At 50.4% G+C, this 15,605-nt stretch carries 11 protein-coding genes and 1 pseudogene; 4 read left to right on the top strand and 8 right to left on the bottom strand.

Features of this window, described 5'->3' with window-relative positions:
• Both ABYK60_RS06535 and ABYK60_RS06540 read left to right on the top strand, forming a co-directional pair.
• Positions 1-1,710, top strand: a 1,710-nt coding sequence (locus tag ABYK60_RS06535; RefSeq protein ID WP_372871148.1) for a TonB-dependent receptor plug domain-containing protein, incomplete at its 5' end; no start/stop codon positions are given.
• Between the two features lie 124 nt (positions 1,711-1,834).
• Positions 1,835-1,940, top strand: a pseudogene (locus tag ABYK60_RS06540) (catalase); the annotation flags it as partial.
• Between the two features lie 403 nt (positions 1,941-2,343).
• Here the strand turns inward: ABYK60_RS06540 and ABYK60_RS06545 are convergent.
• From ABYK60_RS06545 to cobA, 7 genes are all read right to left on the bottom strand, one after another.
• Positions 2,344-2,928 carry a hypothetical protein gene (locus ABYK60_RS06545; protein WP_372871149.1) on the bottom strand — a complete coding sequence of 195 codons (585 nt, stop codon included), beginning with the start codon at positions 2,926-2,928 and terminating at the stop codon, positions 2,344-2,346.
• Positions 2,929-3,065: 137 nt separating this feature from the next.
• Positions 3,066-4,103 carry a hypothetical protein gene (locus tag ABYK60_RS06550; RefSeq protein ID WP_372871151.1) on the bottom strand — a complete coding sequence of 346 codons (1,038 nt, stop codon included), beginning with the start codon at positions 4,101-4,103 and terminating at the stop codon, positions 3,066-3,068.
• A gap of 600 nt (positions 4,104-4,703) precedes the next feature.
• Positions 4,704-5,300 (bottom strand): adenylyl-sulfate kinase, encoded by a 597-nt coding sequence (gene cysC, locus ABYK60_RS06555; protein WP_372871152.1) that lies wholly within the window; start codon positions 5,298-5,300, stop codon positions 4,704-4,706.
• Between the two features lie 16 nt (positions 5,301-5,316).
• Complete coding sequence (locus ABYK60_RS06560) at positions 5,317-7,068, bottom strand: SLC13 family permease (RefSeq protein ID WP_372871153.1); 1,752 nt, start codon at positions 7,066-7,068, stop codon at positions 5,317-5,319.
• 64 nt (positions 7,069-7,132) lie between these two features.
• Positions 7,133-8,542 carry a sulfate adenylyltransferase subunit CysN gene (cysN, locus tag ABYK60_RS06565; RefSeq protein ID WP_372871154.1) on the bottom strand — a complete coding sequence of 470 codons (1,410 nt, stop codon included), beginning with the start codon at positions 8,540-8,542 and terminating at the stop codon, positions 7,133-7,135.
• On the bottom strand, positions 8,542-9,450 hold the full coding sequence (gene cysD, locus ABYK60_RS06570) for a sulfate adenylyltransferase subunit CysD (RefSeq protein WP_372871156.1): 909 nt from the start codon (positions 9,448-9,450) through the stop codon (positions 8,542-8,544). The genes cysN and cysD overlap by 1 nt, the downstream gene beginning before the upstream one ends.
• Positions 9,451-9,493: 43 nt before the next feature.
• On the bottom strand, positions 9,494-10,303 hold the full coding sequence (gene cobA, locus ABYK60_RS06575) for a uroporphyrinogen-III C-methyltransferase (protein ID WP_372871157.1): 810 nt from the start codon (positions 10,301-10,303) through the stop codon (positions 9,494-9,496).
• A gap of 413 nt (positions 10,304-10,716) precedes the next feature.
• Between cobA and ABYK60_RS06580 the strand changes: the two genes are divergently transcribed.
• Together ABYK60_RS06580 and ABYK60_RS06585 are read left to right on the top strand one after the other, a co-directional pair.
• On the top strand, positions 10,717-11,601 hold the full coding sequence (locus ABYK60_RS06580; protein WP_372871158.1) for a phospholipase A: 885 nt from the start codon (positions 10,717-10,719) through the stop codon (positions 11,599-11,601).
• A 9-nt stretch (positions 11,602-11,610) separates the two neighbouring features.
• On the top strand, positions 11,611-13,212 hold the full coding sequence (locus ABYK60_RS06585) for a hypothetical protein (RefSeq protein ID WP_372871159.1): 1,602 nt from the start codon (positions 11,611-11,613) through the stop codon (positions 13,210-13,212).
• A gap of 194 nt (positions 13,213-13,406) precedes the next feature.
• Here the strand turns inward: ABYK60_RS06585 and ABYK60_RS06590 are convergent, their stop codons facing one another.
• Positions 13,407-15,116: a hypothetical protein gene (locus ABYK60_RS06590; RefSeq protein ID WP_372871160.1), complete on the bottom strand. Its 1,710-nt coding sequence runs from the start codon at positions 15,114-15,116 to the stop codon at positions 13,407-13,409.
• Between the last annotated feature and the right edge of the window lie 489 nt (positions 15,117-15,605).

Raw genomic sequence — 15,605 nt, forward strand, 5'->3', positions numbered from 1 at the left:
AAATATGCCAATACTGTGCTGTTTTTACTGAATGGCAGACGCATCAATGAAGATTACACAGGCGGCATTAACTACCTGATCCGTAATTTCAATTTGAAAAATGTAAAGCGGGTCGAAATCATTCGGGGAACCGGCTCGGCACTTTATGGTGCCAATGCCTTTAACGGTGTGGTCAACATTATTACCGGCACAGAAGATTACCTCAGCCTTTCTGCGGGCAGCCATGGCATGATGGCCACGGATTTTTCGGTGAATACCCAAATTGGCGAATGGAAGTTGGGTCTGGCCGGTGCCTTATATCAAGATGATGGTCAGAAGTATGATGATATTTTTGACAGGTTGGGGTTACAAACCACGACTCAGGATCCCCGAGATAGCCAGCAACTCGAATTTAGCCTGCAATACGCCGACTTCACCTGGCATAGTTTTCTCCAACGCTATGCATTTGAAGATTATTATCTGTTTCGTCGTGTCAGCGATGAACATAACCAAGCTCAACTTGAAAACTGGATCCATCAAGCCAGCTATCAATGGTGGCAACAGGATGAAGAGCACTTAACCCTCTCGGCGCAATTACAAAAGGGCAAACGCCAGTCCTTGGCAATGTTGGCCCCAAAGGACAATGAAGACTTCGTCGAGGCGGATTTTTTATTCGGAGAGCATTTCAGTTACCAGTCAATACAACTGGCACTCGATGGGGCTTACAGACTCAATGAAAGCTGGTTACTGTCGTATGGGCTCGAGTGGATCGAGAGTCAACTGCCGGATGGGTATATCAAAAGTAATTACAACCTGTTCGGTGATCTGGAGTGGCTTGGAGAGGTCACGGTTTTCAGTGACAATTCACAACGAATTGTGCTTGATAAAACCCGTTATATCAGCAGTGCTTATGTACAAACTGAGACCCCGTTGACAGATAATATCACCCTCACCATGGGCTTACGCTGGGATGATTACAACGATATCGACAGTAAATTGAACCCACGCCTGACCCTGGTGTATCAAGCCTCAGCGCAGCATGTGTTTAAAGCCATCTACGGCGAGGCTTATCGTGTGCCTTCCCTCGGCGATTTATACGATGAAGAAAGCGGCCTGACCCAGGGTAACCAGACCCTTCGGCCTTCTGTCATCAAGTCCTATGAGTTGGTGTACAACTATACCGGCAACACATTTTCTATGTCTTCCACGTTGTTTTATAACGATATCTCTGACTTGATAGGCTTTGATTCCGGTGACACCGTCAGTCTGGCCAACATTGCCGAAAGCTCAGCGACCGGCATTGAACTGGAATGGCGCTGGAAGCTGTCGGAGTCGATCAGGTTACGGGGACATGGCACACATCTGTTTGAAAACAAATCTGATGTTAAAGCACAAGCCAGCTTAACCCCGTCAGAGGAGTTAAGCCCGGATACCTATTTGATGACCATACTCGACTGGCAGATAAATAGTGATTGGCAACCCCAATTACAGTGGTTCTATCGCAGCCAAATTGACATCACCTCAAACCCGGAATCCTTGTCATTGCTGCACGCCTTGATAACTTACCAGCCGTCAAACAGCCACCGCTGGCAGTTGAAGATAGCTAACCTGCTAGATAAAAACTATCAGGTGCCGATGATCCAACAGATTGGCAGTATCGATGGACAGGCCGTTAATGAACTGCCAACCCGTGGGCGAGAGCTGAGTCTGAGGTATAGCTGGCACTTTTAGCCTTGGCCGGTGACCTGCGACATGGTTCAGCAGGCATGGTGAAGGGCTCATGATTAACGAACCAGCATAATTAGGCAGTGCAGTGGTCGCAGGTGCGAGTACGAAAAATAGGACAGGCATAACTCTTTTTTATCCCTTACTGCTGCCAAAAGGGCATAACCCCTTCTGCCGACCCCATACTAAATGCCCGCACTCTGGCCTACATCGAGTCCTTCATCCGCCGCCGCTAGATTACGAACAACTTAACGTCAGGACAGGCACATAGACGCAATGTCATGCCTTTTGCCTATCCTGATTAATCCTCACCAACAAAAGTGTTGTGGGTGTCCTCACTCTTCACTCCTTTTAATCGTGTACCACCCCAGCCACGGCAGCACGGCACAGACCAACCCAATACCTCAGCCCAACCTCCCCGCAGCGACTCTCAAAAGTGTTGTGGGTGTCCCCACTCTTTACTTCCCCACTCTTTACTAATTCGACTGACGCGGCCTCGGCATCCTTGCCTCGGCCACGCAACGATCGCCAATGCCCCACGGCCGCTTCGAGCGGGATTGGTGCAACCATCAGCAAAGGTGTTTCGGTGTCCACTAAAACTGAAGAAGTCCACGTCCACTGTCCGAGTGCTTTGGCTGGTTAGGCTTCATCTAATGTAAATATTGAATAACTTAGATTGGTTCCACCAATAGTCTCTGTTTTAATGTCTTTATATCTCACCCACTCATTTAACTTAGCTTCCTGATTAAAAGCCTTCTCAAATACGTTATGACTTTCATTTTCAGAAGGGTGAAAACCTATCATCCAGAAGCTTCTAACTTCAGATTGCGATTTTTTTATTTTCCGCAATAAAGCTCCATCCTTGATCATCTTTTTTACGCAACCATTTATACTTCTAGCCCTTTTAAATTCAACTAATATTTCACCAGATTTTTTTTGATTTTTTCTTTTAAACCAAAAATCTACCGTTGTTGATTCCTTTTGCTTTATTCTTATTTTTCTACGACCATCTAAACTATATTTCTTCTCTCTACCCCAATCGTGAATGTCATTATTGTCACGTTTGTGTAGGAATATGGCGAATTCAATCTGCAGCCATTTTTCGTAATCGTGAGCTTTCTTTCCAGATGATTCACACAACTCTTCTATTGCGAGTATCTTTTCTTTTATTCCATCAATTTCAAAAAACTCAGACACTAACTTACTTACAAATTTTGAATCCATATATCAACCTTAAAAGTGAGCCTGACGCCAGCTTAATGGGCAGACAACGTAAACCGATGAACTCAAACGCAGCAACCGCAATCACAAAGGCTCATTTGAACTGTGAGTGCCATTCTTTGACTATCCTTGTCATTCCTTTATTTTGATGCAATTAAATGTCTAAGTAGAGCCTTACCCATTAATCCATGAAATTTTCTTAAGTCTAAGTAAAGACGAAGATGCTTATAACATAGGTTTGCCGTTGATTTAAAAATAAAATCATGGACATCACTATCACCAATATTATCAATTTCTACGGAAGTTAATTTACATAACTGACATTGTTTCTTAGTAGCATTGTTACTTTTCTCATGCATAGCTTTTTTAAGATACATTACAGACAATACAAATAATATATCAGAATCACTGGAAGCCTTATTATTAATTTTAAAATAAGTATATATCTCTTGAATCGTGCTTAATGGAAGAAAGGGGGAAAGAAATCCACCGACTATAGATGCTCCATCAGAAAGTAAAGATTTCATTTTGAAACTTGTTATTTCGTCAAAATCTAACAAATCTAATATCTTGAATAAGCCTTCAGACAGCTTTAGCTGAATATTATTTTTAATCTCTGCTGTTAAGTAATAGTTTCCGTCATTACTCATAACTATCTTATCAATACCATTTCTTAAATTTGAAATATGTTCTGAACTTTTGTAATCGGTAATAATTTTAACTAAAAATTCCGACAAATCACCTTCGACATTCACATGTTCAAACAAAACAAACTTTATAACATCAATGGTTAGAAACGATTTTTTAAGAAAGTTTATAGATTCATAAATATACTCTCCAGCTTTGTTAATAAGCAACTCTCTTCCAGAATTACTATCGGACTCTTTAGCAGAAAAGAGTATATCATTTTCAATACAGTATAATATAGAACGTAATTTAGTCTCTAGAGGATCTGCTACCGAGAGTTCCGTAACTTTTAGATCTATTATTTCACTTATTGGGTACTCTTCTATTTTAACCAAACTTGTTGGAAGAGTATTCATCTCTGCCATTAAAATAATCACAACATCAAAGTAAATTATGTGCGAGAGCCAATCTTTATTTATGATTGCAGCATTAATTGCATAACAAGGCCCATACCTAGCTGATAATTCTGTATCGATAAATACTTTCTTCATTTTGCATCTCAAGCTAAGAAAATTGCCTTAAAAGCCTAACATTTTAATAATGCGATCATACACGATAGAGCTATCTTGCGAACTTGGCTCTACATATTGCATGTTGAGAAAGCTAACACAGCTTTTTGCCGTCGTCTGTAGGAAAAAGATAAGACAGGCACAACACTTTGCTCGCAGCGAGCACCGGGCAAGTCCCCATCGGTGCCGCAGAGGGTGTTGGGAGTGGGCGCGTAGCCGAGACAGGGCGAGTATCGCGAAGCGATGAGCTTACGAGCGCGAGGCAGGATAGCCGAGCTGGGAGTGAAGCATAAGGATATGCTTCGTCGAGGCTGGTTCGGTCGAACAGGGATGTGAGTCCGAGCCAGCAGCAAGACCAGTCCCATAAACCCGAAGGGCTTTCGGCACCGTCTGGGGCGGCACGGGAGATCCAAGAGGGGATTGCTGTAGATCCCCTCTTGGTCGGGTGTGGGGCGAAGCCCCACGACTTTAGTCGCTTTAAAAACGGCAAACCTGCAATGGTTTAAATCAAGTTTGCGATGTCAGCCAATCACGGGGAATTAACCTGCAGACACCCAATGCGGAATCTAATTTACGCCCAAATTACGCCTGAATGTACCCACCACTAATCAAATAATCCACCAGCTTCGCCACCTGCGAATTCAGGTCGCCCTCACTGGTATCAATCACCAATTCTGCACTCACAGGCGCCTCATAAGGCGAGGAAATACCGGTAAAATCTTTAATCTCACCCGCCCTGGCCTTCCGGTAAAGGCCCTTGGGATCGCGGGATTCACACACATTGAGCGGCGTAGCTACGTGCACCTCAATAAACTCGCCCTCGCCCACCAATGAACGCACCAGGTCGCGCTCAGCGCGCTGGGGCGAAACAAAGGCGGAAAGGACTAAAAGCCCGGCGTCCAGCATCAGCTTGGCCACCTCGCCCACGCGGCGGATGTTCTCCCGTCTGTCTTCGAGGCTGAAGCCCAGGTCTTTACACAGACCGTGGCGCACATTGTCGCCATCCAAAAGATAAGAGTGCAGGCCGCGGCGATACAGCTCGGCTTCCAGAGCGCCTGCCAGGGTGCTTTTCCCTGCGCCCGAAAGGCCGGTAAACCAGAGGATGGCACCGCGATGGCCCTTTTGTTCGGCGCGCTCGCTGTGAGTGATGGCGTGTTGATGCCAGACGATATTGCTCATAGTCTTTCCTTGGCCGTTACAGGCTCTTAAACGGGAACAGCAGGGGGATAAGCGCCAGCACGGCACCTGTGTAGGCAATGGCCATCGGGATCCCCACCCCCACATATTGTTTCAGTCGATAGTTGCCCACGGTAAATACCAAGAGGTTGGTCTGATAACCCCAGGGGCTGATAAAGCTGGCGCTGGCACCAAAAAGCACCGCCATGATAAAGGGCATGGGGTCGATGCCAAGCCCCTGTGACAAACTGATGGCAATAGGGCACACGAGCGCGGCGGCGGCATTGTTAGACATCAGCTCGGTTAAGAAGAGGGTCAGCAGGTAAATCCCGGCCAGTACAAAGAAGTAATGCACGCCACTGAAGCCTGCAGTCAGCTCGTCGGCCAACAGTTTGGAAATGCCGCTGTTCCCCATGGCCTGCGACAGCGCCAGTGCTCCGCCCACAATTAATACTATATCGATAGGGAAACGACGCTTAAGCTCAGACAGGGTGACCACCTGTGTCAGCAGCAAGCCTGCCACAAACAGGGTCAGCCCTTTAAGCAGTGGCAGCAGATTGAACATGGCAAGACCTATTACCGCAGCAAAGCTTGCCAATACCCAGGCGCTGCGGCCTGGGGACAAGCGGGTGGCCGAGTCCACGCCGTTAACCAGCAAAAACTCTTTATCGAGCCGCTGAGACGGGTCGCCAAACTGCTTACCGGGTACCAGCAGCAGCGCGTCACCGGCCTGCAGTTCTATGGTACCCAGGCCGCCACGCAGACGCTCGTGGCCACGGCGCACTGCCACCACCACGGCATCGAAACGCTCACGGAACCGGGCGTCTTTCAGGCTCACGCCGTTGAGACTGGATGAGTGACTGATAATGGCTTCGGCCAGACTCTGACCATTCATGGTGTGATGACCATAGAGGGTTAAGCCGGCGATTTCCTGCAACACGGCAACCGATTCCATGTCACCGGCAAACAGCAGCACATCCCCTTGCTTAAGTACTTCTTCGGGGGTGACCGGAATAATAGTGGTCTTTTCACCATCCATAACACGCTGGATTTCAGCCAGGTACAGCTTACGCAGATGACGCAGACCCGCGTCGCTCACGGTTTTGCCAATCAGAATCGAGCCTGCGGCAATGCGCGCTTCGAGGAAGTAGGGCAGATCCTGCTCGTCCTCAGCCTTTTCGGTAATCGGCAGTTTGTCGGCAATCAGCCACAACACCAGCATCCCTGAAATCACAACTCCCAACGCCACCCCTGTGGTGGTAAAAAACTGCAAAAGCGGCAGCCCGGCGCGATCCAAAAAGCTATTGACCACCAGATTAGTGGAGGTGCCAATCAGGGTTAAGGTGCCGCCGAAGGTGGCGGCAAAGGCCATGGGTAACATCAGCTTGGAGGGGGCATAACGCTGGTTGCGCTTGATGGCACCAATCAGGCTTGCCACCACAGCCGTATTGGCGGTGAAGGAGGACAGCACCGAGGTGGAAAACCACAGTTTGGTGAGCACGGTGCGCAGGCCGCCCCGGCTCAGCTGCACTCCAACCCAACTGATAAGGCGGGTCTTTTCCAGCGCCACCGAGGCCAGCAGCAACAGCACCAGTGTCAGCAGCGAGGAATCGGTGAAAGATGCCGATAGCTCATTCAAACTCAGCGAGTTGGACACATAAGACAAGAGTGCAACCGCCGCAAACACCCAGGACGCTGGCAGGCGGGTACAGACAAGGGTACCGACCAGTGTCAGTACCATGCCTATTATCCAATATTGCTCCAGCGTCATAGCCTTGTCCTTATTTCCGGAAAACGGGCCCGAGGGCCCGCGGGTATATTTTTTGGCTCAGCAGTTACTTCTTACTGATATCCAGCGCTTGCCAGTGTGGAAAGTGCTTGCGAATAAGCGCATTAAGCTCAAGTTCAAACTCACTGAAATCAGTGGCTTTGAGCTCTGCTTCCAGCGCACTCTCCACCAAACCTGCACCCACAGTGATATTGCTGAGGCGGTCGATAAAGATAAAACCACCTGTGTCGCGGTTGTCCTGATAAGGGTCAAACACCACGGCTTCATCCAGCTCCAGCTCTACCAGCGCAATGCCATTGAGCGGCAGCTCGGTGGCCTTGTCTTCGGCCAGCGTATTCACATCTATGCTGTGAATGATGTGGCGCACAGTGCCGGGCACCTTCTTGGTGGCAAGCTTTATGTTGTACTGCTTACCCGGCGTCAGTGGCTGCTCGTGCATCCACACCACCTTGGCAAGCAAACGGTTGGAGACTGTTACGTCGCTGTTTGCAGGCACTATCACATCGCCACGGCTGATATCGATTTCATCCTGCAGCGTCAGGGTTACTGCCTGACCTGCATAGGCCTCATCCAGTTCACCATCGAAGGTGACTATGCTTTTCACGGTTGAAGCCTTGCCTGAAGGCAGCGCCTTTACCGCATCGCCAACCCTGAAGCTGCCGCTGGCAATGGTGCCGGCAAAGCCACGGAAATCCAGGTTCGGACGGCTTACGTATTGCACCGGAAGGCGAGCCTCAAACTCGCGGTTGGCGCCGGTAACCGGAGCGTTTTCGAGAATCGACAGCAAGGTTTCGCCGCTGTACCAGGGGCTTTGCTCGGAGCGACTGACCACGTTGTCACCCTTAAGGGCCGACAGGGGCACAAACTTGATGTCGGGCACCTTAAGCTGCTCGGCAAAGGCGAGGTACTCACGTTTGATCTCTTCAAAACGCGCCTCATCGAAACCCAGCAGATCCATCTTGTTCACCGCCACCACGAACTGCTTGATGCCAAGCAGCGAGCAGATAAAGCTGTGACGGCGGGTCTGGGTTTGCACGCCATAGCGGGCATCCACCAGAATGATGGCGAGGTCACAGTTGGAGGCACCTGTGGCCATGTTGCGGGTGTACTGCTCGTGGCCCGGGGTGTCGGCGATAATGAACTTACGCTTCTCGGTGGAGAAATAACGGTAGGCCACATCGATGGTGATGCCCTGCTCGCGCTCGGCCTGCAGGCCGTCTACCAAGAGCGCCAGATCTATGGCTTCACCTGTGGTGCCGTGCACCTTGGAGTCTTTCGACAGGGCAGCCAGCTGATCTTCATAAATCTGGGCGCTGTCGTGCAGCAGACGACCAATCAGGGTCGATTTACCATCGTCCACAGAGCCACAGGTAAGGAACTTGAGCAGCGACTTATGCTGTTGTCTTTCAAGGTATTGCTCGATACCCAGATCTTTAACTTGCTGTGCAATAGACATCAGAAATACCCCTCGCGCTTTTTCTTTTCCATGGAACCCGATGAATCGTGGTCAATCACCCTGCCCTGACGCTCGCTGGAGCGGGACAGCAGCATCTCTTCAATAATGCCGGTGAGACTGGTGGCGCTGGATTCAATAGCGCCGGTGAGCGGGTAGCAGCCGAGGGTGCGAAAACGCACCAGCTTTTGCTCGGGCACTTCACCTTCGTTCAAAGGCATGCGCTCATCATCCACCATGATCAGGGTGCCGTTACGCTCTACCACAGGGCGGTAATCGGCAAAGTACAGCGGCACTATGTCGATGTTTTCCTGATAGATGTATTGCCAGATATCCAGTTCGGTCCAGTTGGACAGCGGGAACACGCGGATGCTCTCGCCCTTGTTCACCTGGCCGTTGTAGGTGTGCCACAGCTCGGGGCGCTGGTTTTTCGGATCCCAGCGGTGCTTGCTGTCGCGGAAGGAATACACACGCTCCTTGGCGCGGGACTTTTCTTCATCGCGACGTGCGCCGCCGAAGGCTGCGTCGAAACCGTACTTATTCAGTGCCTGCTTCAGGCCCTCGGTTTTCATCACATCAGTGTGCTTGGACGAACCAAAGGTGAAGGGATTCATGCCCATAGCAAGGCCTTCAGGGTTCTTGTGTACCAGCAGATCAAAACCGTATTTCACTGCTGCCTCGTCGCGGAATTTGATCATTTCGCGGAATTTCCAGTCGGTATCCACGTGCAGCAGCGGGAACGGAATTTTTCCTGGATAGAAGGCCTTACGCGCCAGATGCAACAGCACTGACGAATCCTTGCCGATGGAGTACAGCATCACGGGGTTGTCGAATTCCGCCGCGACTTCACGGAAGATCTGGATGCTTTCCGCTTCCAGTTGCTCAAGGTGACTTAATACAGGCCCTGACATCTTGTTTCTCCGGGTATTTAAGGGGTTGGCTGCCAAAGCAGCTTCAATTCGTAATCTGTTGCGCAAAGGGGCTGGCCACGGCGGCCGGCTCAAACCAGTTAAGGCTGCCTGCCAGACTCACCACTTCACCCACAATCATCAGTGCCGGCATCACCACCCGTTCATCCTTGGCAAGGGATTCAAGCTCGCCCAGGGTGCCAATAATGCGCTGCTGATGAGCCGTAGTGGCGCGGGAAACAATGGCCACCGGCGTATCTTCACTGCGGCCATATTTAATCAGCTCACGCTGGATGAGCCCGGCGTTGAGAATGCCCATGTACACCACCAGGGTGTTGGCCGGATTAGCGTAGCCCTGCCAGTCCATGGGGCGGCTTTCGAGCTGGCAATGGCCGGTAATAAAGGTCACGCCCTGGGCAAAATCCCTGTGAGTGAGCGGGATGCCCGCATAGGCAGAAGTACCGCTGGCAGCAGTGATACCGGGCACCACTTCAAACTGTACTCCGGCTTCCACCAGAGTTTGCAGCTCTTCGCCGCCACGGCCGAAGATAAAGGGGTCGCCGCCTTTTAAACGCACCACGTTTTTACGGGTATAGGCCTTGGTCACCAGCAGTTGGTTGATTTCTTCCTGACGGGCACTGTGGGCACCAGCCCGCTTGCCCACGGCAATTTTTTCGGCATGTTTGGGAATAAGCGCAAGAATGTCATCACTCACCAGAGCGTCGTATAACACAGCATCTGCGCTGGCAAGCACGCGGGCGGCCTTAAGGGTTAACAGTTCCACGTCACCGGGACCGGCCCCAACCAACCACACTTTGCCTATGGGTCCCTGACCCTGCAGCGTTACCACATCCATACACACCCCCAATCTCTTAACTGGAAGCAAATATAGCTGCCCTTATATTCCTTAAAAAATAGTAAATAATTAGTTTTTATAACCAAATGTAATATATGGCTGAGAGTAATAGCCATCTGGCCTTCTTTGGTTCCACATTATGAACAAATTCCAAACAAACATATAAAATACAGTGCTTTATCAGCTATCTCGCCACAACCCAACCGTGAAAAGCACAACTAAGTTATGGCGAAATGTTCTATATTGCATTGCAAAAACGGGCTCAGGTCCCGCTGGTGTCCTGTCTTTTCTGGTAAAAGCCCGGCCACGCAGGTAATCTGCACAAAAAAAAGGTACCGGTAAGTTACGAATCAGCCCTCATGCTCAGGTATTGAGAACCTGTTCGCTCTATCCAAACTATTCACGGAAAGATGATGAAAAACGCCAGCAAAATACTGTTTCCCCTTTTGTTCTGCTCATCCCTGGCCCTCGCCGGAGAAGAGAGCCTGGTCGATGAACGGGTAAAGGAAGAGCTTGCCACCTCTGAGCAACCCTTTGTAATCACCCCCCACAAAGTGAATTACATACTGCCGTTGACCTATAACAGCTCACCCAATATGACTCCCTTTGCCGAAGAGGCTGCAGAGCATCCGTTTACCCTGGACGAAATGGAAGCCAAGTTTCAGATAAGCTTTAAATTTCCACTTTGGTATAAAGTGTTTGGTGATAACGGCCATCTGTTTTTTGCCTATACCAACCAATCCTATTGGCAGGTATATAACAAGGACATCTCCTCTCCGTTCAGAGAAACCAATCACGAACCTGAGCTGTTTATGTTGTTTAACAACGATTGGGAAGTCTTTGGCCTGACCAACTCTTTCTGGGGCTTTGGCGCCGTACACCAGTCAAATGGCAAGAGTGGGGACTTATCCCGCAGCTGGAATCGTCTTTACGGTACCATGGTGTTTGATCGCGGCCCTTTGGCCATAGGTGCCAAGCTGTGGTGGCGATTACCTGAAGATGAAAAGGAATATGAAACCGATCCCCGCGGCGATGATAATCCGGACATCGAAGATTACATGGGCAACTTCGAACTGCAGGCGGTGTATGGCCTCGACAAACACCGCTTCACTATGCTGCTGAGGAACAACCTGCAAAGCACCAATCGCGGCGCCTTTGAGTTCACCTGGAGCTATCCCATCATAGGAAATTTGCGGGTTTATACCCAATACTTCAATGGATACGGTGAGAGCCTTATCGATTACAACGCTCATACCCAACGCATAGGTATTGGCTTCTCCATTAACGACCTTCTGTAACAGGTCCAAATGAATACTGGTTCGGCCCCCCAACAGGACGCTGGCCTGCCTACTTTTGAGGCGGTGCTGGCGATTCTGGTCATTATTATTACCCTCAGCGCCATGCGTCTGAGCCTGTTCCTGTGGCCTGAGCCGCCACGGGCAGAGCTGCTGACCGCCCGGGAAATGCGCCAGGATCTGTTTGTGCTGCGCCGCGAAATAGAAAGCCACTCGGCATTTTTATCGCTTGACCATCAGTCGAAGCTTGAACGGATTGACAGCCAAATTAAGGCGCTGGCAGCTCGTTATCCCGATCAAATCCCTGCCAGGGTGTTTGGTGCCGAAGTACTGAAGATTTTAAACCTGCTGCAAGATCCGGGTATATCAACCAGTGAGGAGGCTGAATTTGGCCTGCGTCTGCCGTTCATCCTGAGAGCCATGGAAAACGCCTGGCTGGCACTGAATGCAGATCTTCAGCCATTCAACCCGGACTTTCCTTTTGTCAGCCATATCGATGACATCCCGATAGCCCGCTGGCAGGAAGCAGCACAGTCTTTTCTACCCGGCGCCAGCCGCTACAGCTTAAGCGAGCAAAGCCGTTGGCTTGAACGGGTTGGCTTACTGCGCACAGAGTTGGGAATAAAAGCATCCACAGATGTGAGGCTGACACTCTTCAACCAGGATGGGCAGAGTATCAGGCAAGTGCATGCCCTGCTGCCACCGGCGCCCGAGTTTACTCCCCCTCCCGGTTTCCGCATTTCACCCATAGCTCAGCACAGCATGATGGTGACTGTGGGAGATTTAGATGAACTTGAACATAACCGCGGCAATCGACAGGCACTGCAGCAGGCAATGCAGTCCCGGCTTTTAGTTGTGGATTTACGCCGTGCAAGGGGGCAAAGCCCTGCATTGCTGACTCTGCTTGCCGCCTATGGTGATACAGAAACAGATTTGCTGGGGTTTGCCCGCTACCGTGTATCTGCCACCAAGCGCAATGACTATCTGGGAACCACAGCCTATCGTGCCGTCGGCAATGGCCCGAACTTAGTTGAGGACGAAGCTCACATACGTTTTGGCCAATGGTTTGCCCGCAGTCAGTCGCAGGGTGACAAGGTCAAAGGCCAGTTGGCACTATTGGCAGGCCCAGGTTGCCGCCAGGAATGCGAGTGGATAATTCACAGTGCCAAAGCCTGGCCCAGAGCCATCATAATAGGTGAAGACACCCTCGGTGATTTGGGTAAATTGCATCAGTTCCGGCTGCCAAATCTCAGACAATCGTTTTTCTTTTCCAGCTCACTGGCCTATGCCAAGGATGGAAGCCTGATTTCTGGCGTAGGCTCAAGCCCGGATATCTGGGTAGCAGGGCAGGAAAATTTTGATGCCCCCGGCCTGTTGGCGCTGATAGGAGAATTGACCGAACTGCCAACGCCTCCCACAGATATAAGCCCAAATGGCGCTGAAGCCACAGAGACCCAATACGATTCAGGCACCAGTAGCAATACCGAAGAGACGTCTGCAAATACAGAAATGACGCCACATGCCTCAGACGCAGTTTCAGAATCAACCTCAGCGGCATCACCCGCGCTAAGCTCAAAATCCCAAACGAGCGTCAGCAGTCAGCAGACTGATTAACCCGGCAGACTGATTTACCCCGCAGACAGGCAACAGGCTGACAGACCGTAAAGAAACAAAGCTGAAGATGCTTTGCAATCCGAAGTAAGCCCCTCAAACGACTGCCTGACCTGCAGCCTGAGGCTTTATCGGTTCATGGTAAATCTGCCAATAAAAAACGCCGCTATTGCGGCGTTTTTTGGCATATCCCCTGCTCAGGGTCTGGTAACGACACCGGAATGAATTACCACACCTTCAGGCACTACATCCATGGTCATATTCATGTTCATTTTGTAGTTTTCCAGCCCTTGCAGTTCAGGCGGTATGGGTTCACCAGTGGCTTCCAGCATAGCCATTAATGGCCCCATAAAGCGGCTATAGTCCACAGACATGCTGTAAATGCCATTGGCACTCAGGCTCTCGCCCTTAAGGCTATCGGCAAGCTTCTGACTACGCTCTCCGGTAAAGAGCACCAGATGCTGGCCACGCAGGCCAAGCTTTGCTGAAACACCCAACTCAGGCGGCATAAAACCCGACAGGTCCACATCTTCACCTGACTTCAAATCCATACCAGCCAGCATAGGGGCGAAAGGCTTGACCATCTCCAGCAAGAAGGCAGGATCGTCCGCCGACAGACTCAACAAGCTGTCCAGTTTCTTCAGTTGCGGCTCTTCATCCACCAGATCCAACTCAAAATCCAACACAGACAACCCAATACCCTTAACGCCATCGGCCATGCCGGTCGCCATGCCTAACATGGCCGGGTTAGCCTGTTCAAGTTCAGCCTGCCACTGTGCCAACGGCTCGCATTGGAACCGGGGTGAAAGCATGTCATTCCAGATCTTGGTCAGTGAGGGAGCCAACTCCCCCACATCCAGACCCAGCCCCATTGTCAGGGCTGCATCACCGGGCTTTTGCACGAATGCCGGCAGGAAGCCTCGCATCTTTTCCAGCGCGTTCAACACCACGGTGTTTTTGCTTTCCACCACAAACTTCATGTCCATGCTGGCCTGTTTACTGTCCACCTTCATCGAAGTCAGCCCCGCAACAGTGCGGGGCCAGTTGGCGGCGATGCCGTTCAACTCACTCTGACATAAAGGCGTACGGATCTCGGCCAGTGGGTCGTCACCAACTTTGGCAAAAATGGCTGCCAGCTGATTACCCAGTTGGTTGTCACCTGAAACGAGCGCCCGCACCAATTCCTGATGGTTGATGTAGCTGATGGAATCGTCCATAAAACCATGGGTTTTAATGATATCGCTCAAAATTGTGCTTTCAGAGATGGGATTGGCAACCTTGGTAATGCCCAGAGCCTGCTCCAGCAATTGTGGCTCCAGCAAACTGGATGAGAAGGTGGCTGTGATAAGGCCGTCGCGCTGCGCCAGTACAAAATCCACAAAATCTTCATCACTGGCATCAGTTACACGATAGGCTCGATATTCCTGCCCGGCCACTGACATTTTAGTGTGTTGCAAGCCGCTGTCTTTTTCAGCCTCGTCAATCAGGCTCCAGAACGCCGCCGGATTACCGGCCTCCCAACGGATAACCGGCAATGCACCCAGAGTATAGGTATAGGCACGCATTTCATCGGCCAGCCCGAAGCGCTTGAGCAACACATCAGGAGCCTTTAGCCCCTCAAGGTAAGCTTTGTATAAGTAGAGACCAAAACGCGCTGCAGGCTCGTCCATATCGGCCATCACCTGATCTATCTCAGCAGGTGGCGAAAGCAGCACGCTATTGGCAGCGGTTGCTGTTAAATAATCTTTTAATGGAAAGGGTTTAAGCTGCGCCGAAAACAGGGGCGTGTCAGTGGGAATATAATCCAGGGCGGCATTGGAATAGGCCCCTTCACCCTGCTGCTGGCTATACCAATAGCCCCCCGCACCGGCGGCGAGAACAGCCACGGCTAGCACAAGTTTTTTCATGGAAAGACTCCGTTCTTGATTGATTTGAAAGCTCCGCTCTCAAGGCGAATTGCCAAAAACCGGCCAGGAAAACCCCAAAGCAGGCGACTGAGCGACCGCATAAAAGTATCACAGCAAACCGGAAAAGGCGATGAAGGTAAGCCCCCGGATAGCCCAAGAGGAGGAGGGGGCTATCCGGGGAAAAGAGATGATTGGCAAGCGCCAGCAAGTCAATCAACGAGCGTCGGCCACAAAGGCCTGGTTTCGAACTTATTGCCGGTAAAACGGATGGCAACCAGAGAAAGTCACCAAAGATCCGCGGGCATGCACCCAACCAGCCAAGCCGCTAAAACCATCTACGGGAACTACCAACTATAGTCCAATTCTGAATTTTGTGAATAAACCTGTGGGCAAAAATGTACAAAAGTTGTAAAAGAATTTTAAAACACACATATACCAACCGAAATACAAGCACTTAAATAATGTACAGCTGTAGGAAACTTTACTCAC

The sequence above is a fragment of the Shewanella sp. genome (assembly GCF_041630135.1).
Lineage (GTDB): Bacteria > Pseudomonadota > Gammaproteobacteria > Enterobacterales > Shewanellaceae > Shewanella.

Excerpts from the sequence above, each read along its gene's own strand:
- ABYK60_RS06545 (WP_372871149.1), bottom strand. The coding sequence starts at position 2,928 with ATGGATTCAAAATTTGTAAGTAAGTTAGTGTCTGAGTTTTTTGAAATT.
- ABYK60_RS06550 (WP_372871151.1), bottom strand. The coding sequence starts at position 4,103 with ATGAAGAAAGTATTTATCGATACAGAATTATCAGCTAGGTATGGGCCT.
- cysC (WP_372871152.1), bottom strand. The coding sequence starts at position 5,300 with ATGAGCAATATCGTCTGGCATCAACACGCCATCACTCACAGCGAGCGC.
- ABYK60_RS06560 (WP_372871153.1), bottom strand. The coding sequence starts at position 7,068 with ATGACGCTGGAGCAATATTGGATAATAGGCATGGTACTGACACTGGTC.
- cysN (WP_372871154.1), bottom strand. The coding sequence starts at position 8,542 with ATGTCTATTGCACAGCAAGTTAAAGATCTGGGTATCGAGCAATACCTT.
- cysD (WP_372871156.1), bottom strand. The coding sequence starts at position 9,450 with ATGTCAGGGCCTGTATTAAGTCACCTTGAGCAACTGGAAGCGGAAAGC.
- cobA (WP_372871157.1), bottom strand. The coding sequence starts at position 10,303 with ATGGATGTGGTAACGCTGCAGGGTCAGGGACCCATAGGCAAAGTGTGG.
- ABYK60_RS06580 (WP_372871158.1), top strand. The coding sequence starts at position 10,717 with ATGAAAAACGCCAGCAAAATACTGTTTCCCCTTTTGTTCTGCTCATCC.
- ABYK60_RS06585 (WP_372871159.1), top strand. The coding sequence starts at position 11,611 with ATGAATACTGGTTCGGCCCCCCAACAGGACGCTGGCCTGCCTACTTTT.
- ABYK60_RS06590 (WP_372871160.1), bottom strand. The coding sequence starts at position 15,116 with ATGAAAAAACTTGTGCTAGCCGTGGCTGTTCTCGCCGCCGGTGCGGGG.